Origin of the sequence: Streptomyces brasiliensis (genome assembly GCF_014647875.1) — a bacterium.
GTDB lineage: Bacteria > Actinomycetota > Actinomycetes > Streptomycetales > Streptomycetaceae > Streptomyces > Streptomyces brasiliensis.
Map to the genome: position 1 here is coordinate 1 of NZ_BMQA01000004.1, position 19,747 is coordinate 19,747.

19 protein-coding genes and 2 pseudogenes are annotated in these 19,747 nt (G+C 72.7%); 12 read left to right on the plus strand and 9 right to left on the minus strand.

The genetic code is table 11. From position 1 onward, the window contains the following. Positions 1–773: fibronectin type III domain-containing protein (locus IEZ19_RS07695; RefSeq protein WP_189310337.1), on the plus strand; the 773-nt coding region annotated here is incomplete at its 5' end. Between the two features lie 169 nt (positions 774–942). Beyond that, positions 943–1,494 (plus strand): hypothetical protein, encoded by a 552-nt coding sequence (locus IEZ19_RS07700; protein ID WP_189310338.1) that lies wholly within the window; start codon positions 943–945, stop codon positions 1,492–1,494. A gap of 32 nt (positions 1,495–1,526) precedes the next feature. Here IEZ19_RS07700 and IEZ19_RS07705 read toward each other — a convergent pair whose 3' ends face one another. Both IEZ19_RS07705 and IEZ19_RS07710 read right to left on the minus strand, forming a co-directional pair. Further along, positions 1,527–2,075, minus strand: coding sequence for a PadR family transcriptional regulator (locus IEZ19_RS07705; RefSeq protein WP_189310339.1), 549 nt, complete (start codon positions 2,073–2,075; stop codon positions 1,527–1,529). 31 nt (positions 2,076–2,106) lie between these two features. After that, positions 2,107–4,122 carry an NADPH-dependent 2,4-dienoyl-CoA reductase gene (locus IEZ19_RS07710; protein WP_189310340.1) on the minus strand — a complete coding sequence of 672 codons (2,016 nt, stop codon included), beginning with the start codon at positions 4,120–4,122 and terminating at the stop codon, positions 2,107–2,109. Between the two features lie 92 nt (positions 4,123–4,214). Here IEZ19_RS07710 and IEZ19_RS50490 point away from each other — a divergent pair. Beyond that, positions 4,215–4,593, plus strand: a pseudogene (locus IEZ19_RS50490) (tautomerase family protein). Between the two features lie 27 nt (positions 4,594–4,620). On the opposite strand, the gene IEZ19_RS07715 reads toward IEZ19_RS50490, so the two are convergent. Continuing rightward, positions 4,621–4,989, minus strand: coding sequence for a hypothetical protein (locus IEZ19_RS07715; RefSeq protein WP_189310341.1), 369 nt, complete (start codon positions 4,987–4,989; stop codon positions 4,621–4,623). Positions 4,990–5,115: 126 nt separating this feature from the next. Then, the gene (locus IEZ19_RS07720; protein WP_189310342.1) at positions 5,116–5,991 is read right to left on the minus strand and encodes a hypothetical protein; all 876 of its coding nucleotides are present in this window, start codon (positions 5,989–5,991) and stop codon (positions 5,116–5,118) included. 296 nt (positions 5,992–6,287) lie between these two features. Here IEZ19_RS07720 and IEZ19_RS07725 point away from each other — a divergent pair, with 296 nt between their 5' ends. Both IEZ19_RS07725 and IEZ19_RS07730 read left to right on the plus strand, forming a co-directional pair. Further along, a complete protein-coding gene (locus tag IEZ19_RS07725; RefSeq protein ID WP_189310343.1) occupies positions 6,288–8,354 on the plus strand; it encodes a SpoIIE family protein phosphatase in 2,067 nt (688 codons plus the stop codon). Between the two features lie 134 nt (positions 8,355–8,488). After that, positions 8,489–9,268: a hypothetical protein gene (locus tag IEZ19_RS07730; protein WP_189310344.1), complete on the plus strand. Its 780-nt coding sequence runs from the start codon at positions 8,489–8,491 to the stop codon at positions 9,266–9,268. A 16-nt stretch (positions 9,269–9,284) separates the two neighbouring features. On the opposite strand, the gene IEZ19_RS07735 is transcribed toward IEZ19_RS07730, so the two are convergent. Beyond that, complete coding sequence (locus IEZ19_RS07735) at positions 9,285–10,064, minus strand: putative protein N(5)-glutamine methyltransferase (protein ID WP_189310345.1); 780 nt, start codon at positions 10,062–10,064, stop codon at positions 9,285–9,287. A 341-nt stretch (positions 10,065–10,405) separates the two neighbouring features. Between IEZ19_RS07735 and IEZ19_RS07740 the strand changes: the two genes are divergently transcribed. After that, the gene (locus IEZ19_RS07740) at positions 10,406–10,801 is read left to right on the plus strand and encodes a MarR family winged helix-turn-helix transcriptional regulator (RefSeq protein WP_189310615.1); all 396 of its coding nucleotides are present in this window, start codon (positions 10,406–10,408) and stop codon (positions 10,799–10,801) included. Positions 10,802–10,820: 19 nt separating this feature from the next. Here the strand turns inward: IEZ19_RS07740 and IEZ19_RS07745 are convergent, their stop codons facing one another. Together IEZ19_RS07745 and IEZ19_RS07750 are read right to left on the minus strand one after the other, a co-directional pair. Beyond that, a complete protein-coding gene (locus tag IEZ19_RS07745; RefSeq protein WP_189310346.1) occupies positions 10,821–11,573 on the minus strand; it encodes a GNAT family N-acetyltransferase in 753 nt (250 codons plus the stop codon). Beyond that, a complete protein-coding gene (locus IEZ19_RS07750; protein WP_189310347.1) occupies positions 11,570–12,496 on the minus strand; it encodes an NADP-dependent oxidoreductase in 927 nt (308 codons plus the stop codon). The genes IEZ19_RS07745 and IEZ19_RS07750 overlap by 4 nt, the downstream gene beginning before the upstream one ends. 224 nt (positions 12,497–12,720) lie before the next feature. Here IEZ19_RS07750 and IEZ19_RS07755 point away from each other — a divergent pair, with 224 nt between their 5' ends. From IEZ19_RS07755 to IEZ19_RS07780, 6 genes and pseudogenes are all read left to right on the plus strand, one after another. Continuing rightward, a complete protein-coding gene (locus tag IEZ19_RS07755) occupies positions 12,721–13,326 on the plus strand; it encodes a sulfite oxidase-like oxidoreductase (protein ID WP_189310348.1) in 606 nt (201 codons plus the stop codon). Continuing rightward, positions 13,319–14,074: a ferredoxin reductase gene (locus tag IEZ19_RS07760; protein ID WP_189310349.1), complete on the plus strand. Its 756-nt coding sequence runs from the start codon at positions 13,319–13,321 to the stop codon at positions 14,072–14,074. The genes IEZ19_RS07755 and IEZ19_RS07760 overlap by 8 nt, the downstream gene beginning before the upstream one ends. A gap of 254 nt (positions 14,075–14,328) precedes the next feature. Next, a complete protein-coding gene (locus tag IEZ19_RS07765; RefSeq protein WP_189310350.1) occupies positions 14,329–14,913 on the plus strand; it encodes an Rv1733c family protein in 585 nt (194 codons plus the stop codon). Between the two features lie 241 nt (positions 14,914–15,154). Beyond that, positions 15,155–16,123, plus strand: a complete 969-nt coding sequence (locus tag IEZ19_RS07770; protein ID WP_189310351.1) for an acetylxylan esterase — start codon at positions 15,155–15,157, stop codon at positions 16,121–16,123. 122 nt (positions 16,124–16,245) lie between these two features. After that, positions 16,246–17,412: a serine hydrolase domain-containing protein gene (locus tag IEZ19_RS07775; protein ID WP_189310352.1), complete on the plus strand. Its 1,167-nt coding sequence runs from the start codon at positions 16,246–16,248 to the stop codon at positions 17,410–17,412. Between the two features lie 128 nt (positions 17,413–17,540). Continuing rightward, positions 17,541–18,290, plus strand: a pseudogene (locus tag IEZ19_RS07780) (GntR family transcriptional regulator). Between the two features lie 107 nt (positions 18,291–18,397). Here the strand turns inward: IEZ19_RS07780 and IEZ19_RS07785 are convergent. Together IEZ19_RS07785 and IEZ19_RS07790 are read right to left on the minus strand one after the other, a co-directional pair. Next, on the minus strand, positions 18,398–19,123 hold the full coding sequence (locus IEZ19_RS07785) for a class I SAM-dependent methyltransferase (protein ID WP_189310353.1): 726 nt from the start codon (positions 19,121–19,123) through the stop codon (positions 18,398–18,400). A gap of 4 nt (positions 19,124–19,127) precedes the next feature. Beyond that, on the minus strand, positions 19,128–19,691 hold the full coding sequence (locus IEZ19_RS07790; protein WP_189310354.1) for a PadR family transcriptional regulator: 564 nt from the start codon (positions 19,689–19,691) through the stop codon (positions 19,128–19,130). Positions 19,692–19,747 lie beyond the last annotated feature (56 nt).

Sequence of the window (19,747 nt, forward strand, 5' to 3'; positions counted from 1 at the left end):
GGCCCGCATGTCCGGTGGTGTGGGGGGAGGGCCGGGCGAACCGGCCCTCCTACCCGATCGTATGCCTTCACCGTGCGGGCGCGCGGGCCCGGGATACCGACGGGCGCCTCGGCCCGCCCAGCCGGCAGGTCCGGGCGAGGACACCGGCCGCGGTCGCGGCGGACGGCTCGCCGCCGACCAGCCCTGGGTCACCGCGGGGCCGGGCGGTGGGCAGCCGTGCGGTGCAGCTGTCCTGGACCGCGTCGACGGACGACCGGGCCGTCGCGTCGTACGACGTCTACCAGGGCACGACGAAGATCCACAGCGTCGTCGGCGGACAGACCGCGACGGTGGTCACCGGGCTGCGCCCCGGTACGCGCTACGTCTTCAGCGTCCGGGCCCGCGACGCGGCCGACAACCTCTCCCCCGCGAGCGACGCCGTCCGGCTCACCACTCCGGGCACCGACGACGGCCGGGACACCGCCCCGACCGGGTTCCGCGCCACGACCCACCGGACCGACGGGGCGTACTACATCGACCTGTCCTGGGTGGCGCCGCAGACGGACGGCGTGATCACGGAGTACGGGATCCAGCTGGACGGCGCCGCCGCGACCTCCCTGGTGTGGGGCGGCACACCCCCGCGCGGCCGGGCGACGTACAGCTTCTACGCCGGCCGGGAAGCCGGGGCCCGCCACCGGGTGCGGATCCGGGCCAAGCTGCCGGACGGCACCTGGGGCGGGTTCTCGCCGGAGCGGACGGTGACCACCGGCACGGTCGGCGACGCCGCGCCGTAACTGCCCCGCCGGGGTCCATCGAACGGAGCAATCCGTCACCTGGCCGGGGGCGGTCCGCATGCGGGTGGCACCGGGGGCGCATTGGCTGGCCATAAGGCTGCACGGACGTTTCCCGACCCTCGGCGGCGCATGGGACGTTCCGCCAACCGTGCCGCCGGAGGGCACCCCAATGCGCACTACTCGAATCCTCCTCCGCTCCGGCCCGGTACTGGCGGCCGCGGCGCTGCCGATCGGCCTGGCCGGTCCGTCAGGCGCCGCCACGGGCATCTCGGTGAGCACGTCCGGTTCCACCGTCTCGGTGGTGACCAGTGCGTGCGCGCAGAACAACGGCAGCTGGGGCAACGCCTCCCTGCTGAACAGCAGTCAGACGAACTTCGCCCAGGGGCGGCAGTCGGCGCTCGCGGGCACCACGATCAGCCAGTCGGCCGCCTGGTCGAACGTCAGCCCGGGCACGTACTCGGTCATCGTCGTCTGCTCCAACGGCAACACAGCGGGCACGCAGTCCGTCATCGTCTCCCCGGGGTCGGCTCCGACGATCCCCTCCACCACCGCCCCCAAGCCCACGTCCTCGCCGTCCCGCGGCGTCGCGGGCGGCCTCGGCGGCGCGACACGCGACTACGGCCCGCTCACCCTGGGCATCGGCGCGGCGCTCGTGGGATCGGGCGTGATCGCTACGGGCTGGTACGTGCGCAAGCGGCGGTCGAAGCCGTACCGGCCCTGAGGGCGGGTTTCCCGGCCGATGGGACCCCGCTGCTAGCCCTCCGCGGCGGACAGTTCGGCGAACTCCTTCAGCGCGTGCGTGAGCCACTGCGTCCAGAAGGTCTCCAGGTCGATGCCCGCGCGCAGGACCAGGTGCCTGAGACGGTCCTCGGGGCTGTCCCGGTCCGGCGGGAAGTCACGGCGCTCGATGGCCTCGTACTCGGCCAACTGCCGACGGTGCAGGTCGAGATGGCGGCGCAGGTCGCTGTCCAGACCGGCCGTGCCGACGACGGCCGCGGCACGCAGCCTGAGCAGCAGCACGTCACGCAGCGGCTTGGGGTCCTGCGACGCGGCGGTCCAGCGGGCAAGTTCGGCACGGCCTGCGGGCAGGACCTCATAGCTCTTCTTCTGCCCGCGGGCCGGCTGCTCGGCCGGCAGGGTGCGAATGAGCCCGTCGGCTTCCAGTCTTCCCAGCTCACGATAGATCTGCTGATGCGTCGCCGACCAGAAGTAGCCGATCGACCTGTCGAAGCGGCGGGTCAGCTCCAGCCCCGACGACGGCTTCTCGAGCAGGGCGGTGAGGATCGCGTGCGGGAGTGACATGGGCTCATCCTAGGGACGCGCCGGACGGCGCCTAGAGCGTCGCCGCCAGCTCCGTGCCCTGCTTGACGGCGCGTTTGGCGTCCAGTTCGGCCGCGACGTCGGCGCCGCCGATGAGGTGTGCGCTGCGGCCCGCGGCGAGCAGTGCCTCGTACAGGTCGCGGCGCGGCTCCTGCCCGGTGCACAGCACGATGGTGTCGACCTCGAGGACGGTGCTCTGCCCGCCCACGGTGACGTGCAGGCCCGCGTCGTCGATCCGGTCGTACCGGACGCCCGGCACCATGGTGACGCCGCGGTGCTTGAGTTCCGTGCGGTGGATCCAGCCCGTGGTCTTGCCGAGGCCGGCGCCGACCTTGGTCTCCTTGCGCTGCAGCAGGTGGACGGTGCGCGCGGGCGCGGGCCGCCGGGGTGCCGTAAGTCCGCCGGGCGCCCGGTAGTCCATGTCGACGCCCCAGGCGCGGAAGTACGCCTCCGGGTCCTCGCTCGCCTTGTCGCCGTTGTCGGTGAGGTACTCGGCCACGTCGAATCCGATGCCGCCCGCGCCGAGGATCGCGACGCGGTCGCCGACGGGGGCGCCGTCGCGCAGGACGTCGAGGTAGCCGAGGACGCGCGGGTGGTCGACGCCGGGGATGTCGGGGGTGCGCGGGGTGACGCCGGTGGCGACCACGACCTCGTCGTAACCGGTGAGATCGTCGGCGGCCACGCGGGCGCCGATCCGTACGTCCACCCCGTGCGCCTCGAGTTGATGGCGGAAGTAGCGCAGCGTCTCGTCGAACTCCTGCTTGCCGGGGACCTTGCGGGCCACGTTGAGCTGGCCGCCGATCTCGCTCGCGGCGTCGAACAGGGTGACCTCGTGGCCGCGTTCGGCCGCGCTCACGGCGCAGGCGAGGCCCGCCGGTCCCGCGCCGACGACGGCGACGCGCTTCTTCAACCGGGTCGGGGACAGGACGAGTTCGGTCTCGTGGCAGGCGCGCGGGTTGACCAGGCAGGAGGTGATCCTGCCGCTGAAGGTGTGGTCGAGGCAGGCCTGGTTGCAGCCGATGCAGGTGTTGATGGCCTCGGGCCGTCCCTCGGCCGCCTTGTTGACGAAGTCGGGGTCTGCGAGCATGGGGCGGGCCACGGAGACCATGTCCGCACAGCCGTCGGCGAGCAACTCCTCGGCGAGGTCCGGGGTGTTGATGCGGTTGGTGGTCACCAGCGGGACGGACACCTCGCCCATCAGCTTCTTGGTGACCCAGGTGTAGGCGCCGCGCGGCACCGAGGTGGCGATGGTGGGGATGCGGGCCTCGTGCCAGCCGATTCCGGTGTTGATGATCGTCGCGCCGGCGGCCTCGACGGCCTTGGCGAGCGTGACGACCTCGTCGAACGAGGAGCCACCGGGCACCAGGTCCAGCATGGACAGCCGGTAGACGATGATGAAGTCCGCGCCGACGGCCTCGCGCATGCGCCGGACGATCTCCACGGGGAAGCGCATGCGGTTCTCGTACGAGCCGCCCCAGCGGTCGGTGCGGTGGTTGGTCTGCGCGGCGATGAACTCGTTGATCAGATAGCCCTCGGAGCCCATGATCTCGACGCCGTCGTAGCCGGCCCGGCGGGCGAGGCGGGCGGCGCGGGCGTAGTCGCCGATGGTCCGCTCGACGTCGGCGCCGGTGAGTTCGCGGGGCGGGAAGGGGCTGATCGGGGCCTGTACAGGGCTCGGAGCAACCAGATCCTGGTGGTAGGCGTACCGACCGAAGTGCAGGATCTGCATGGCGATCTTCCCGCCCGCACGGTGGACGGCCTCGGTCACAGCGGCGTGCCGCTCGGCCTCGGCATCGGTGGTGAGCTTGGCACCGCCCGCGTACGGCCGCCCCTCGTCGTTGGGCGCGATCCCTCCGGTGACGATCAGCCCGACTCCCCCACGCGCACGGGCGGCATAGAACTCCGCCATACGCTCGAACCCGTTCTCGGCCTCCTCCAGCCCCACGTGCATGGACCCCATGAGGACACGGTTGGCCAGGGTGGTGAACCCCAGGTCGAGCGGCTTCAGCAGATGCGGGTAACGACTCATCGGGCCCTCCGTGCGAGATGCGGTCGTCCCTGTTGTAGAGGACACCCGACGTGTTTTGCAACTAGTTGCATAAACTCTGAGGCGAGCGTGAAATCGACGCGCTCGGCGCCGACAGCGCCCGCCTCGAGTCGCTGGGCCACGCCGTCCAGGACGCGCCGGCCGAGGTGCTCGGCGTTCCGGCGGAGGACCGATTCCAGGTGCTGACCGGCCACGACGGCATCCACAGCACCCTGTGGTGCGGCGACCACCTGGGCCTACGGCACGACGACGGCGTCGTCTTCGTCGCGATCACGATGCGCTCGGGACGCGCGCCCGACCGCAAGCGCGCCCCTGTACCGCCGGATCGCCGAGCTCGCGCACGCCTACGCCGGCATCGAACCGCGCAACGTGGTCGTCAATGTGACCGAGAACGAGTCGGTCGACCGGCCGTTCGGGGACGGGGTGGCGCAGTACGCCCCGGCCGGGGGCTGAGCGGCCGGGGCGTATCGAGTGGAGATTTCAGCGGCTTTCCAGTAGGACGTGGAGTTCCCTCTCCTGGTCGCCCGAGGCCGAGGTGAGGTTGCGTACCGCGAACAGGGAGTCAAGGGTCGCGCGGAGGCGGTCGATCGCCCAGTAGCCGCCCTGTGCGTCCGCCTCGACGGTCGACGACAGATGGGCGGGCGGGCGGCACTCGTGGGCGTCGGTGACCTCGAACGTTCCGAGCCACACCATCGGACGCGTCTCGTGGAGCTGCTGGGGCACGTCCTCGGCGCCCCGGTCGGACTCGAAGCACTGGCACAGCGCGTCGAACACGATCCGGGCGTCTTCCTTGCTGCATCCGCTGATCTCGACGGATACGGGCTCCTCGTGCATGCGCTCACGGTCCATCGTGATCGCTCCTCTCGTGGCGGTGACGCGACCCCGCGGGTTCCCCGCGAACCACGCCACGACCCCAGAAAACCACCACTTTCCGGAAGAGCACCACCTGTCGCATCGACCGGGCACCCCGGAGGCTCAGCTCCGCGTGAACTTGTACGTCTTGCTGTCCGTGAGCACGCAGAATCCCGGCGACACGACGATCACGCGCAGCGTGCCGGTACGGCGGTCGTAGTCGATGCCCTCCGCCTCGAACGCGCCGGAGCAGGAGCTGCGCAGCGGCAGTCGGCGCAGCGCCGTGACATGGCCGGACACGTCGGCCGTGCCGCCCGGCTCGGCGGACAGGTCGACCTGGAGGAGCGGCTTCGTGACGCCGAAAAGGCTGCCGTCGGGGTCGTCGGAGGAGCACAGCAGGGTCGTCGGGCCGGAGAAGTCGCAGCCCTGCACGTCCCGCACGGCACGGTCCAGGTTCACCGTGGATACCTGCGGCAGGTTCACGGACGGCGAGGTGCTCGGGTTCACGCCGGGGGCCGGGAAGACCAGGAGCCGACTCATGGTGCCGTACTCCCCCGCGAGCATCCACTGTCCGCCCGGCGAGATCGCGACCCAGGAGTTGTTGAGCGCCTCCCCGCCGCCGAGCGTGTGGACGTACTCCGACCAGGCACCGTCCGGTGCCTGCACCCGGAACATCTTCGAGTTGCCGGAGTCCCGCTGGTACGGCTCGATGTAGTAGCCGTCGTAGGACGCGTCGGGGTCGCCGACGTGGTTCCAGCCGCGGCCGCGCACGTCGGAAGGGATGGTGCCGATGCCGGTGTACCGGTTGGGGCTGCCGGCCGGGACCTCGACCGAGGCCAGGCCCTGGCTCTCGGTGAGCGGATCGGCGCGGTCGGAGCCGGTCTCGGTCCAGGTGTCGGCGGCCGAGGCGGGTACGACGGCGGAGAGGGCGAACGTGGTGGCGAGGGCGACGAGTCCGGTGAGGACCGCGTGACAACGTTGCCGGGCGGGCGCGGGCATGGGCCTGCTTCTGGGGTTCGGGGGGTGGCGGGCACTTTCGGCGGACAGTCTGACCCGGGTCCGATGGACATGTGCAGACCAAGCTCGGGAACAGAGAGGTGAACGGGCGTGACGGGCTGCCGTGCGCCCGGATGGCGCCCTGCCGACGACTTCCGCGTACACCCGCCGCCGTGTTGAGAGATGGTGGAGAAAGACGCCGGCGGCAGCGTCGGCGAGTCGGGTGTGGGCGCGATAGAACAAGGGGAGTCGGCACGGGGGACGACGTGCCGTGCGGACGGTCGAAGGCGGTGCGTGGAATGAGTCCAGCCGAGGCTCCCGTGGCGGAGGGTGACGGGCCGGTCCGCCCGAGCGGCCTGCTCGACGTGCTCCGGGTGGCCTCGGTCGTGCTGGACGACCGGGGACACATCGTGCTGTGGAGCCCCCAGGCGGAGGAGCTGTTCGGCTACTCGGCGCAGGAGGCTCTCGGGCAGTACGCGGCCCGGCTGATGGTCCACGACCAGCACATCGAGCTGGTCGGCAAGCTGTTCGCCGACGTGATGCGGACGGGCAAGAGCTGGGCCGGGGCGTTCCCCATCAAGGTCAAGGACGGCAGCACGCGTCTGGTCGAGTTCCGCAACATGCGCCTGCTGGACGACCACGGCGACGTGTACGCGCTGGGTCTCGCCGCCGACCAGTCGACGGTGCGCCGCCTCGAACAGGACGTCGCCCTGTCCGAACGGATCGTGAACCAGTCCCCGATCGGCCTGGCCGTCCTGGACAGCGACCTGCGATACGTCTCGGTCAACCCCGAACTGGCGAAGATCAACGGCGTCCCGGCCGAGGAGCACACCGGCCGCACCCTCCACGAGCTGCTGCCGCAGATGGACACCGACGCACTGGAACGGGCGGCCACCCAGGTCCTGGAGACCGGGCAGCCGCTCGTCGACCGGCCCACGGTCGGCCGAACCCCGGCGGACCCGGACGAGGACCACGCCTGGTCGGTGTCGCTGTACCGGCTCGAGGACGCCATGGGCACGGTCCTCGGCGTCGCGATCTCGGTCGTGGACATCACCCAGCAGTACCGGGCGGCCGTCGAGGCGGAGGCGGCGCGCCGCCGCCTCGCACTCATCGCGGACGCCTCCGCCCGGATCGGCACCACCCTCGAGCTGGACCGCACCGCCCGCGAACTGGCCGACGTCGCCGTGCCCGAGCTGGCCGACGTGGTCGCCGTGGACCTGCTCGAGGCGGTGGTGGAGGGCCGTCCCAGCACGCTCGGCCCGTCCGAGCCCGCGATGATCCGCGCCCTCGCCGTCCGCGCCGAGCACGCCACGGACGCGATCCGGGCCGCCGACCCGCCCGGAGAGCTCGCCGAGTACGCGCCCGACCGGCTGGTCACCGAGTGCGTGCGAACGGGTCGCCCGATCGTCGTACCGCAGGTCAAGGACGACGACCTGCCCCGCATCGCCCGCTCCCCCGAGGCGGCGGTGCTGCTGGGACGGGCGGGCCTGCGTTCGTATCTGGCCGTGCCGCTGATCGCGCGCGGCGAGGTGCTGGGCGCCCTCGACCTCAAGCGCACGTGCAATCAGGCGCCGTTCGACGAGGACGATGTACTGCTGGCGCGGGAGCTGGCCGCCCGCGCGGCCGTGCAGATCGACAACGCGCGCTGGTACCAGAATGCCCGCAACACCGCCCTCACCCTGCAGCGCAGTCTGCTGCCCCGCCATCCTCCGGTGACGACCGGGCTCGAGGTCGCCTCCCGCTACCAGCCCGCGGGCGCGGCGAGCGAGGTCGGCGGCGACTGGTTCGACGTGATCCCGCTGGAAGGCGACAAGACGGCACTCGTCGTGGGCGACGTGATGGGCAGCGGCATCGACGCGGCCGCCACCATGGGCCGGCTGCGCACCGCGACGGCCACCCTGGCCGCGCTGGACCTCGATCCCGCCATGCTCCTCGAACACCTCGACAAGATCACGTCGGGTCTCGACCAGTCCATCGCGACCTGTGTGTACGTCGTCCACGACCCCCATCTGCGCCAGTGCCGCATCGCCAACGCCGGCCATCTGCCCCCGGCCCGGGTGTGCGTGGGGCGTCCCGCGGAGCTGCTCGACCTGGACACGGGGGTGCCGCTCGGCGTGGGCGGGGTCGAGTTCTCCACCACCACGGTCGACCTGGGGCCCGGGGACGAGCTGGTCCTCTACACGGACGGGCTGGTCGAGACGCGTCGGCACTCGCTGGACGAACGCCTGGACGACATGCTCGCCCTGCTGGACGACCCGGCCCGTCCACTGGAGGAGGTCTGCGACCTGCTGCTGCGGCGGCTCCACCACCCCGACAACCACGACGACGTGGCGCTGCTCATCGCGCGGGCGCATGCGCTCGACTGACGACCGGCCCCGGGGGACGGGTCCGGGGCCGATTCACAGCGACTCGTTATCAGGCCCTTATCGTCCTGACGGGACAATCACAGGGAGGCATGCGTAAGGATGCCGCGTGACATGGCCGAGGGGAGCGAGCGGTGATGCACGAACCGGACCATGAGCAGCGCTCCGGCGAAGGACCCACGGAGCCGGTGCCGCCGATTCCGCCGATGCCGGCCGAGCCGCCGCGGGCGGCCGCCGAGTGGGAGGTGATCGCCGGGCCGGGCGACGGCCGCGAGTCCCGTCCGCCCCTGCGCGAGCGATGGCACAGGCAGTCGGCCAGGGCGCGCGCCGTGACCGTCGCGGTGGCGGTCGTGGTGCTGGCCCTCGGCGGCACGGTCGCCTACGCCGCCGCCTCGGGCGGCACGGCCGGCGACGCCGTACCGGCGGCCGCCGGCTCCACCTCCCCGTCGCCGGGACCGGACGGACACGGGCACGGCTCGTGGTTCGGCCTCGGCGGGGACGCCGCGCACGGCGAGGCGACCGTCAAGGACCGCGACACCGGGAAGTGGGTCGTACGGGTCTGGCAGCGGGGCACCGTCGAGAAGGTGGCCGGCGACCAGGTGACCGTCAAGAGCGAGGACGGCGCGCGGTGGACCTGGACCGTCGGCTCGGACGCGATGGTCCGCCGCCACGACGTCTCGTCGGACTCGGGCACCCTGAAGAAGGGCGACACGGCGATCCTCGTCGGCACCCGGGCGGACGACGGCACCCGGACCGCGAAGGCCGCCTTCGCCGGGACGTTCGACGGCAAGGGCTCGCGTTTCGACGGCAAGGGCCCGCGCGAGCACCGGGGCGGGTTGCCCGGCCACGGTCCCTGGGGCCGCCCCGACGGCACCCCGTCACCGGCCGGCCCGTCGGGCAGCGGGGCGACGACATGAGGCGCCGCGTGCGCGGTCAGACCCTGACGCCGATCAGCACGGTGGCGTAGAGCTCCTCGGACACCGCCAGGCGGGTGTTCAGTCCCGCACGGGTGAACTCCTCGACGGCCGTGGGCACCTGGCGTTCGCTCGTCTCCACCAGCAGACGGCCCCCGGGAGCCAGCCAGTCCGGTGCGGCCGTGACGACCCGGCGCAGGATGCCGAGACCGTCGGGTCCGCCGTCGAGGGCGGCCCGGGGCTCGTGCTCGCGGGCCTCCGCCGGCAGGAGGCCCAGCTCGCCGGTGGGGACGTACGGCACGTTCGCCGCGAGGACGTCGACGCGCCCGCGCAGGGTGGCGGGCAGGGCGTCGAACAGGTCGCCCTCGTGAGCGTGTCCCCCGAAGGCTGCGATGTTGCGGCGGGCGCAGCGCACGGCGGCCGGGTCGACGTCGGCGGCGTGCAGTTCGACCGGGCCCAGCGCGGCGGCCAGGGCGGCGCCGACCGCGCCGGAACCGCAGCACAGGTCCACCACCACGGAGGCGTCCGGGGCCTGGGCGAGGGCCTGGTCGACCAGGAATTCGGTGCGGCGGCGCGGCACGAAGACGCCCGGTTCCACGGTGACGCGCAGTCCGTGGAACTCGGCCCAGCCGAGGACGTGTTCGAGGGGAAGCCCCAGGACGCGTCCGTCGACCATCGCGGCCAGCTCGTCCGGCGTGCGGGCGGTGGCGAGGATCAACTCGGCCTCGTCCTCGGCGAAGACGCAGCCGGCGGCGCGCAGCGCGGCGATGACGGAGGCAGGGGAGGAAAGAGGGGGCATGGGAGCCGAGAGCCTTTCGGAGACCTTGGGGCCGAAGGGCGCTCACACGGTCACCCGCTAGCGGTGATCCGCGCCATGGTGAGGAGAGAGCACCCGACCTGACACAGCGGTAATGGGTCTCACCTCCTCGACAGCAGGGCCGGGACGATCCACGGCCGGACGGCCACCCTACCCCAACGGACTTGCGCCTACGGCCTCTTCGACCGCCCCTGGGCCGCGGTTGCGTCGGTGCACGCCCGTGCGGATCGACGGCCGCTCAAGTTGTACTCTGCAACGGGAGCGGCTGAGGAGGATTCCCCGTGAGCGCAGCGCAGACGGCCATCGAGACCATCCAGCGCGAGATGACGATCTTCGCGCGCCGGGCCAGGGCCTCGGCGGGCCGAATGCACCCCGAACTGTCCCTGGTGTCGTACACCCTGCTCGGGCACCTGGAGGAGCGCGACGGCTGCCGGGCCACCGACCTGGCGGCGCACTACGCGCTGGACAAGTCCACGGTCAGCCGCCAGGTGACCGCGCTGGAGCGGGCCGGGCTCGTCGAGCGGCGCCCGGACCCGGAGGACCACCGGGTCCAGGTGCTGCAACTGACCGACGCGGGACGTGAGATCCTCGCTCAGGTCACTCAGCGGCGCCGGGCCGCCTTCCAGGAGCGGCTCGAGGACTGGCCGGAGGAGGACCTGACGCGGTTCGCCCGGTATCTCGAGCGGTACAACGCGCGGGCGGACGCCGACTCCGACTGATCGGACGGCGCCGCGCCGCTCACGCCACCGGTACGGCCTCGCGTCCGTCCGCCAGTCGTTGTGGCGCCCTGGCGGCGAGGAAGGCCGTCCTGCGCCGCAGCCGGAAGCCGAGCGACTCGTACAGCCTGATGGCGTTCGTGTTGCCCGCCCCCGTGTGCAGGAACGGTGTCTCGCCGCGCTCGCGGATGCCGTGCGCGACGGCGCGGATCAGCCGGGTCGCCAGGCCCTCGCCGCGGTACGCCGAGTCCGTGCAGACCGCGCTGATCTCGGTCCAGCCCGGCGGGTGCAGCCGCTCCCCCGCCATGGCGACGAGGGCGCCGTCGCGCCGTATGCCGAGGTAGGTGCCGAGTTCGATGGTGCGGGGCAGGAACGGGCCCGGCCGGGTGCGCCCGACCAGGTCGAGCATCTCGGGTACGTCGTCCGGACCGAGGCGGACCGCCTCCGCGTCCGGCGCCGCGGCGAGGCCGTCGTCGACCAACTGGACGCCCTCCACCCGGAACGTGATCTCCCAGCCGTCCGGGACCTCCCCCCGGAAACCGGGCAGCGGGACCTCCGCACCCGGTCCGGCCAGCGCGGCGAGGTCCGCCCAGTCGTCGGCGTCGGGCCCGTCGGGCAGGGCCAGCCACGGGGACACGTCCACCGGGTAGCGCAGCACCCGGCCGCGCCGCTCGGCGAAGCCGGCGTGCGGGCCGGTCAGCGAGGCGAGAGCGGGGTTGTCGAGGATGTGCGGGGCGTCGGCCGGCACCCTGCTCTCCTGGTTCGCGTCGGTCATGCGGCGGCCTCGATCACGATCTTGCCGCGGGCATGGCCCTCCTCGACGGCGCGCAGCGCCTCCTCCGCCCGCTCCAGCGGGAAGGTCCGGGTGACGTGGGGGTCCAGGTCGCCGTTGCCCACGAGCCGGGCCACCTCGTCGAGGACGGCGGCGTTGCGGGCGCGCGCGACGCGGGCGCCGCCCAGCGCGGACACGGTCTCCGCCGTGGCACCGGCCGTGATCAGCTTGGAGCGGTCGGTGAGCAGGGCGGCGGCCTCGGCGAGCACCTCGCCGCCGACCAGGTCGTACACGCCGTCGACGCCGTCGGGCGCGGCAGCCCGTACGCGGTCGGCGAGGCCAGGGCCGGACGGCACGTGCACGGCGCCGAGCGACTCGACGAAGTCCTTCTTGCCCTCGCTCGAGACGCCCACGACCTGCAGCCCGAAAGCGCGGGCGATCTGCGTCGCCGCCGCGCCCACGCCACCGCCGGCCCCGGTGATCAGCAGCGTCGCTCCGGTGGGCAGGTCGAGCTGGCGGACGCCGTCGTAGGCGGTCGCCGCGGCCACCGGCAGGGTGGCGGCGTCGGCGAAGGACAGTTCGGCGGGCTTGTGCGCGGTGACCGCGGCGGGCAGCAACGCGTACTCGGCGTAGCCCCCGGCCACGGTGTTGCCGAAGACCTCGTCACCGGCCGCGAACCCGGTCACGCCGGCCCCGACCTCCTCGACGACGCCGGAGACCTCGTTGCCGAACACGGCCGGGAAGACGCGCTCGCCGGTCTCGCCGGGGCGGCGGTAGCCCGAACGCAGCTTCCAGTCGACGGGGTTGACCCCCGCGGCACGCACCGCGACCAGCACCTCACCGGCGCCGGGACGCGGCCGCGCGACCTCCACGAACGCCTCGGTCTCCGGGCCGCCGTACCGCGTGAAGACATACGCTTTCGGCATTGCTCCCACTCTCCTTCGCAGTCGCCGGCTCACCGGGTGTACGGGCCACCGATACCGGCACGCCTTGTGGAAGGGAGATCGCCGGGCGGCTATTCCCCGGCCGCGGGAGAGTTCATACGGCCTTAATGATCGCCGGGCCACCCGGTGCCGGGACGGGCCCGAGGTGCACGTACGGTTGAATGCGTAAGCATTCACCCGCGTCGGCACAGGCAGGCAGCACCCGTATGAACGTCACCCGCGGCTTCACCGGCCGCCCACGCGTGAGCAACGCAGGGCTACCCCCCGGGCAGTACGACGCGGGCGACGACTGGCCCGTGCTGTCCGCGGAGGTCACGCCCGACCTGCAGCCTGCCGACTGGTCGTTCCGCGTGGACGGGCTGGTGGCCCAGCCGCGCACCTGGAGCTGGGACGAGGCGCACGCGCTGCCCGCGTCGGCGTACGAGGGCGACATCCACTGTGTGACGAGCTGGTCGAAGTTCGGCGTCCGGTTCGGGGGCGTCTCGCTGGACGCATTCCTGGATGTGGTCCAGCCCCATGGGTCCGCCACCCATGCCGTCGCCTACTCCCACACCGGCTACACGGCCGCCCTCCCGCTCGCAGACCTCACGGGCGGCCAGGCCTGGATCGCCTGGGAGTACGGCGGCGAGCCGCTGGCTCCGGAGCACGGCGGCCCGGCGCGGCTGCTGGTGCCGCACCTGTACTTCTGGAAGAGCGCCAAGTGGATCGCGGGCGTCACACTCCTCGACCATGACGAACCCGGTTTCTGGGAGCAGAACGGCTACCATGCGCGCGGCAACCCCTGGCAGGAGCAGCGGTACTCCGGTGACTGAGACGTTCGCTCCCCCGACCCGCTTCGCGGTGCCCGGACGCATCGCCGTCAGCACGCAGACCGAGGCGACGTGGCAGACCGCCGCTCTCGCCGAGATCCGGCGCGAGACCGCGCACGCCACCACCTTCCGGTTCGCGGTCCCGGACTGGCCCGGGCACCTGCCCGGACAGCACCTGATGCTGCGGCTGACCGCCGAGGACGGCTACACGGCCCAGCGCCACTACTCGATCGCGTCCGCGCCCGACGGCTCAGGGCACGTCGAGCTGACCCTGGACCACATCGAGGGCGGCGAGGTCTCCGGCTGGTTCCACACCGAGGCCCGGCCCGGTGACACCGTCGAGGTGCGCGGGCCGCTCAGCGGCTTCTTCGCCTGGCCCGGCGACCGGCCCGCGCTGCTGGTCGGCGCGGGGTCCGGCGTCGTACCGCTCATGTCGATGGTCCGGCACCACCGGTCCCGGGGGCTCACGGTGCCGCTGCGGCTGCTGGTGTCGGCGCGCAGTCCCGAGGAGCTGATCTACGCGCGGGAGTTCGGCGCGGAGACGACGCCCGTGTTCACGCGCAGTGCGCCGGACGGTGTGCCGGTAGGACGTATGGCCGCCATACATGTGGCTCCGCTCCTGGCCGCGCGGCCGCCGGGTGGATGGGAGGCCTATGTGTGCGGCTCCAACGGCTTCGCCGAGCACGCCTCGCGCCTGCTCGTCGCGGCGGGGCAACCCGTGGATCGCATCCGCATCGAGCGCTTCGGGTAGGCCCCGGCGGACGTCCGGAGCGCGGACCCCGAGACAGGGTTGGGCGCAAGCCGGTCTCGAGCGCCGCAGTGGACCTCCTCACCACGCTGAGAAACCTCTGCGGTATGTGGTTCGCGAGGTGAGCCGGTGGGGCCGAACGGGGTACGACATCGGTGTGGACGCTCGCATGCGTGCGCGGAGCGCGGAGAACGACGGACCGGCCCCGACGAGGTGCCGTCCACCCCTCCGGCTCCGGTGACGGCGAGGAGGTCGACATGCGAACCCGGGTGCGCGGCTGGCGCTGGCGGCGCAATCTGCTGCGGCGCCGGTCGGACGTCGTCGAGGCGTGGACGGCGCTGGCCGTCGCTGTGCTGCTGATCCTGGCCGCGCCGCTGGCCGGGGCGATGGCGGGCCTGTGGGCCCATGACGAGGCGAAGGCGATCGCCACGGTCGAGCGAGCGGAGCGGCATCGTGTCCGTGCCGAGGTGGTTGGCGGCACAAGCGATCAGCCCTCCTCCGCAGCGGGCGCCAGGGAGCACGCCTACCGGACGACGGTGCGCTGGACGGAGCCGGGCAAGGGCACCTGGACGGCTCAGGCCCGGGTCCCGGCGGGGACACGTCAGGGCGACAGGGTCGACGTCTGGTTCGACTCCCGGGGACGTGACGTGTCCGCGCCGCCGGGCGACGTCGCGATCTGGCAGCACGCGGTCACCATCGGCGTCTTCACCACGGGCGCGGCAGCCGGCGTGGTGCTGCTCGGCCACGGTGTCGTGCGCCGGGTCTCGCTGCGGCACCGGATGACCGAGTGGGAGCGGGAGTGGGCCCGGACGGGTCCGGACTGGACGCGCGGGAAGGCGTGAGACCAGCCCAGCGAGGCCCCGTCGCGACATCCGCTCGCCGGTGCGCGTCGCGAGACCTGCCGGCCCCTGGCGCGTCGCAATATCCGCTCACCCGTGCCGCACCACGAGATCCGCTCACCCGTGCCGCATCGCAACGCGCACCCCGCCCCGGCGCCGATGGCGGGCGCGGGCCTCGCGACTGCTCGCCGGGGCCACGTACGGTGTGATCATCCGCAGTACCCCTTCACAAAGGCGGTTGTCGATGGCCCTGTTCGACCTCACTCCCGAGGAGCTCCGCGAATACCGCAGCGCGTCGGCGGAACCCGAGGATTTCGACGCCTTCTGGTCCAAGACGCTCCAGGAGGCCCGTGAGCACGATCTGGACGCCCGGTTCGAGCCGGTCGACACCGGGCTCGCCACGGTCCAGGTGTTCGACGTGACGTTCGCCGGGTTCGGCGGCCACCCGGTCAAGGGCTGGCTGCTGCTGCCCGCGGCCGCCGAGGAACCGCTGCCGCTGGTGGTGCAGTTCGTGGGGTACGGCGGTGGCCGGGGTCTGCCCCACGAGCATCTGCTGTGGGCGTCGTCGGGCCGGGCGCACTTCGTGATGGACACCCGCGGGCAGGGCAGCACGTGGGGCGGCGGGGGCGACACGGCGGATCCGGTGGGCGGTGCGCCCGCGTACCCGGGTTTCATGACCCGTGGCGTCGACGCGCCCGAGAACTACTACTACCGCCGGCTCTACACGGACGCCGTGCGCGCCGTCGAGGCCGCCCGCTCGCACCCCCTGACCGACGCGACGCGGACCGTGGCGCTCGGCGCGAGCCAGGGCGGCGGGATCACGATCGCCGTGGGCGGTCTGGTCCCCGACCTGGTCGCAGTCGCGCCCGACGTGCCGTTCCTGTGCGACTTCCCGCGCGCGACGACGCTGACCGACCGGCACCCGTACCGGGAGATCGGCCTCTACCTCAAGACGCACCGCGGGCGCACCGAGGACGTGACGCGCACGCTCTCCTACTTCGACGGCGTCCACTTCGCGGCTCGCGGCCGGGCGCCCGCCCTGTTCTCGGCGGCGCTGGAGGACCAGACCTGTCCCCCGTCGACCGTCTTCGCCGCGTTCAACGCCTGGGCGCACGACGACAAGGCGATCGAGGTGTACGAGTTCAACGACCACGAGGGCGGCGGCCCGTACCAGGACGCGGAGAAGCTGCGCTGGCTGCGCACGTACGCGTGAGCGGACCGGGGTCGGGGGGATTCCCTGCGTCACCCTTCCCTCCAGTCCGACCAGTCGGTACGTTCGGGATGCCCGGGTCGCAGCGTCGCGGCCCGGGCATTCCGGCGGACGACGGAGGGCCCATGTCCGAGCACGTGGCAGACGTTCACGGTCACTGCGACGCACGCTTCGCGGCGGTGCGGCAGGCGTTCGAGGAGAACTTCCGGGACCGGGACGAGCTCGGCGCCGCGGTGGCGGTGACGGTCGACGGCGAGCCCGTGGTGGACCTGTGGGGCGGCTGGGCCGACCCGGCGCGCACCCGGCCGTGGGAGCGGGACACGCTGGTCAACGTGTGGTCGACGTCGAAGGGCCCGGTGGCGCTGTGCGCGCACATCCTGGCCGACCGGGGACTGCTCGACCTCGACGCGCCCGTGGCGGACTACTGGCCCGAGTTCGCGGCGGCGGGCAAGGAGCGGGTCCTCGTACGGCATCTGCTGTCGCACCGCGCCGGCCTCGCCGGGCTGCGCGAGCCGCACTCTCTGGAGCAGCTCTACGACTGGGAGTTGACGACCGCCCGGCTCGCGGCGACGGAGCCGTGGTGGGAGCCGGGGACACGGTCGGGATACCACGCGCTGACGTACGGCTTCCTGGTCGGCGAGGTGGTGCGGCGGGTCTCGGGGCTGCTGCCGGGCGCGTTCCTGGAGCGGGAGGTGACCGGGCCGATGGGGATCGACTTCACCATCGGGCTGCCGGAGAAGGAGTCCGGCCGGGCGGCCGAGATGGTGCATCCACGGGCCGCGGCGACCAGTGAACAGGCCGCGATCTTCAGCCAGTTGTCGCCCGCGGCGATCGCGGCGCTGACCAATCCGGTCGTGGGCGCCACCCAGGCCAACACGCCGGAGTGGCGGGCCGCCGAGATCCCGGCCGCCAATGGGCACGGCACGGCGCGGGCCGTCGCCGCGCTGTACGGCGTCTATGCCGGGCGGGGCTCCTTCGGCGGCCGGCGCGTCCTGTCCGCCGAGGCGGCCGAGCGGGTGCGCGAAGGGCAGGGCAGCTGCCGGGACTTGGTGCTCGGGGCCGGGTTCCAGCACGAGACGGAGGTCGCTCTCGGCGTGTGGCTGAGCGGGCCGAACGGCTCGTACGGCCGCAATCCGCGGGCCTTCGGGCACGACGGCTTCGGCGGTTCCTGCGGGCTCGCGGATCCGGAGGCCGGGGTGTCGCTGGGCTACGTGATGAACCGGATGGGGCCGCACATCGCCGATGATCCACGGAAGACGGCCCTGGTGGAGGCGCTGTACAGCGCGCTGTGACACGGGGCGCGCGGATCGGTTTCGGCCGATTCGGCGGGCCGCCCTTCCTTAGTGGTTTAGACCAATGCTGGATGTGGCCGCGCAATGAGCCCACGCGGCTACGTCTTGTGACCAACAGGAGGCGCGGCATGGCCCGCACCATCCCCCACGACCACACACGGACCGACGGCCAGTCCCCGCCGCTGTACTGGCGGATCGCCACGAAACTGCTCGGCGAACTGCGCGACGGCACCATCCCGCCCGGTGAACGGCTGCCGGGCGAACGGCAGTCGGCCGGGCACTTCGGGGTCGGCAGAGAGACCGTACGGCAGGCGCTGGACGTGCTGCGACGCGACGGTCCGGTGGCCGCCGACCGGCGGGGCAGCCACGCCACCCTGACCGGCCGGCCGGTGGCGGACCCGGTGTCGCTCGCGTTCCCGGTGGGCGCGCGGTCCGCCGAACCGTGAGCGGCGGACCGGGCCACGGTGGCCTGGGAGGCGCCCCCGCCGGAGCACGCCGCCGCGCTGGGTCTCGCCCCGCTGCGGCCGACGCTGGTGCACCGCTACGAGTCGGCCGCGCCCGACGGCCGTACCCTGCGCACCGCGGTGACGTCGTTCTCGACGGTGGCGCTCGCCGAGGTGGAGGAGCTGGGCCGCTACCGCGACCGCGCCGACGGCGCGGCGGCCGCTCAGCTGCGCCGGGCCTACGACTGAATGCGCGGAGCGGGCCTGACCCTGCACCACCGGGATGCCATCACCCAGCACGCGGACCCCTCGTCGGTACGGGTGACCCGCCGCGTCCACGACCAGTACGCCCGCCCACTGGAAATCACCGACCTCGTGGTGGACGCCCAGCAGGACACACTGGTCTACGAGTTCACCCTGCCGTCGGCGGTCTGACACAGTCGGGCCCATGAAGGCCGGCCGTCACCGGGAAGCACCACTACGCCCGCGGTCATTTCGGCCGGCGCCGGGCGACGGTGCGTTCGGATTCGTCCATGCCCTCGTCAGGGCAGCCGCCGCGCCGCGATCAGCCGGGCGCGGGGGCTGCCGTCGGCGCGGCGGCCGAACTCGGGAAGGGGGTGCAGGCCGGTCTCGAAGCCGGTGCGCTTCAACTCGTCCAGGACGGCGCCGAGTCGGAACGCCCGGTAGTACATGACGAACGGTGGGCGCCACACGGCGTTGCGGACGCGCATCGCCGCGTCGAAGCCGAGCAGTACCCAGAAGCCCGGCCTGGACGGGCGGGGCGGGGCGAGGACCGGGAAGGCGAACGTGCCGCCCGGCCGGAGCACGGAGTGGACCTGGCCGAAGAGTCCGGGCAGTTCGCGCGGCAGGAAGTGGCCGAACGCCCCGAAGCTCACCACCAGGTCGAAGGAGGACGAGAACGGGAGGGCGCGGGCGTCGCCGCGCACCCAGGCGACGCGCGGCCCGCTCGGCCGCGGCTGCCGCCGGGCGACGTCGAGCATGCCCGCGCTGAAGTCGATCCCCGTGACGCTTCCCCGGCACACCCGCGCCAGCACGTCCATCCCGGCGCCCGTGCCGCAGCACAGATCGAGCCCGTCCTCGAAGGGACCGGTGCCGACCAGTGCCGTGGCGACCGACTCCAGCACCGAGTCGGGCGTCCGGAAGGGCGTGTGGTCGAACTTCGGCGCGAGCAGGTCGTAGCCGTGCTCCACGGACGACAGCGCCTGCACGGCGAGTTCGCGGAGCGTGGGGCCTTGAGGGCTGAACATCCGGTCAGCCTAGGGGAACTCGCCGGTCCAGGACGGCGAGAACGCGATGGCACCAGCGGACGTTCTCCTCCTCGAAGGCGATCCCGGCCATCAGGGTGAGATACGGCCCCACGCGGTCCGCCGTGCGCAGGTACTCCTCCTCGGTCCGCCCGTCGACGAGGCGCTCGCGCACCCGCTCGTATCGGGCGAGCTTGCCGCGCGCCCACGACATGCGCTCCTCGATCAGCCCACGCGTCACCCGCGCGTCGCCGCCGTCCATGGCCTGGATCTTGATGAGGAGTTCGTCGCGGATGGCGGTGGGCCGGCGTGGTGGCTCGGCGGCGAAGCCGCGCAGATCCGCGCGGCCGGCTTCGGTGAGCGTGAACATCCGCTTGTTGGGCCGGCGCTCCTGCTGCACCACCCGCGCCTCGATCAGGCCGTCCTGCGCGAGGCGCTCCAGTTCCCGGTAGAGCTGTTGCGGGGTGGCGGGCCAGAAGTTGGCGAGCGAAACGTCGAAGACCTTCGACAGCTCGTAGCCCGAGGCCTCGCCTTCCAGGAGCGCGGCGAGGACGGCGTACTTGAGGGACATATGGACACGTTAGCAGTCGGTGACTATTCTCATCGGCACCTACTCAAGAAATTGAA

What these genes read in the sequence shown, in the direction of transcription:
- IEZ19_RS07700 (WP_189310338.1), top strand. Translation starts at nt 943, where the DNA reads ATGCGCACTACTCGAATCCTCCTCCGCTCCGGCCCGGTACTGGCGGCC.
- IEZ19_RS07705 (WP_189310339.1), bottom strand. Translation starts at nt 2,075, where the DNA reads ATGTCACTCCCGCACGCGATCCTCACCGCCCTGCTCGAGAAGCCGTCG.
- IEZ19_RS07710 (WP_189310340.1), bottom strand. Translation starts at nt 4,122, where the DNA reads ATGAGTCGTTACCCGCATCTGCTGAAGCCGCTCGACCTGGGGTTCACC.
- IEZ19_RS07715 (WP_189310341.1), bottom strand. Translation starts at nt 4,989, where the DNA reads ATGGACCGTGAGCGCATGCACGAGGAGCCCGTATCCGTCGAGATCAGC.
- IEZ19_RS07720 (WP_189310342.1), bottom strand. Translation starts at nt 5,991, where the DNA reads ATGCCCGCGCCCGCCCGGCAACGTTGTCACGCGGTCCTCACCGGACTC.
- IEZ19_RS07725 (WP_189310343.1), top strand. Translation starts at nt 6,288, where the DNA reads ATGAGTCCAGCCGAGGCTCCCGTGGCGGAGGGTGACGGGCCGGTCCGC.
- IEZ19_RS07730 (WP_189310344.1), top strand. Translation starts at nt 8,489, where the DNA reads ATGCACGAACCGGACCATGAGCAGCGCTCCGGCGAAGGACCCACGGAG.
- IEZ19_RS07735 (WP_189310345.1), bottom strand. Translation starts at nt 10,064, where the DNA reads ATGCCCCCTCTTTCCTCCCCTGCCTCCGTCATCGCCGCGCTGCGCGCC.
- IEZ19_RS07740 (WP_189310615.1), top strand. Translation starts at nt 10,406, where the DNA reads ATGACGATCTTCGCGCGCCGGGCCAGGGCCTCGGCGGGCCGAATGCAC.
- IEZ19_RS07745 (WP_189310346.1), bottom strand. Translation starts at nt 11,573, where the DNA reads ATGACCGACGCGAACCAGGAGAGCAGGGTGCCGGCCGACGCCCCGCAC.
- IEZ19_RS07750 (WP_189310347.1), bottom strand. Translation starts at nt 12,496, where the DNA reads ATGCCGAAAGCGTATGTCTTCACGCGGTACGGCGGCCCGGAGACCGAG.
- IEZ19_RS07755 (WP_189310348.1), top strand. Translation starts at nt 12,721, where the DNA reads ATGAACGTCACCCGCGGCTTCACCGGCCGCCCACGCGTGAGCAACGCA.
- IEZ19_RS07765 (WP_189310350.1), top strand. Translation starts at nt 14,329, where the DNA reads ATGCGAACCCGGGTGCGCGGCTGGCGCTGGCGGCGCAATCTGCTGCGG.
- IEZ19_RS07770 (WP_189310351.1), top strand. Translation starts at nt 15,155, where the DNA reads ATGGCCCTGTTCGACCTCACTCCCGAGGAGCTCCGCGAATACCGCAGC.
- IEZ19_RS07775 (WP_189310352.1), top strand. Translation starts at nt 16,246, where the DNA reads ATGTCCGAGCACGTGGCAGACGTTCACGGTCACTGCGACGCACGCTTC.
- IEZ19_RS07785 (WP_189310353.1), bottom strand. Translation starts at nt 19,123, where the DNA reads ATGTTCAGCCCTCAAGGCCCCACGCTCCGCGAACTCGCCGTGCAGGCG.
- IEZ19_RS07790 (WP_189310354.1), bottom strand. Translation starts at nt 19,691, where the DNA reads ATGTCCCTCAAGTACGCCGTCCTCGCCGCGCTCCTGGAAGGCGAGGCC.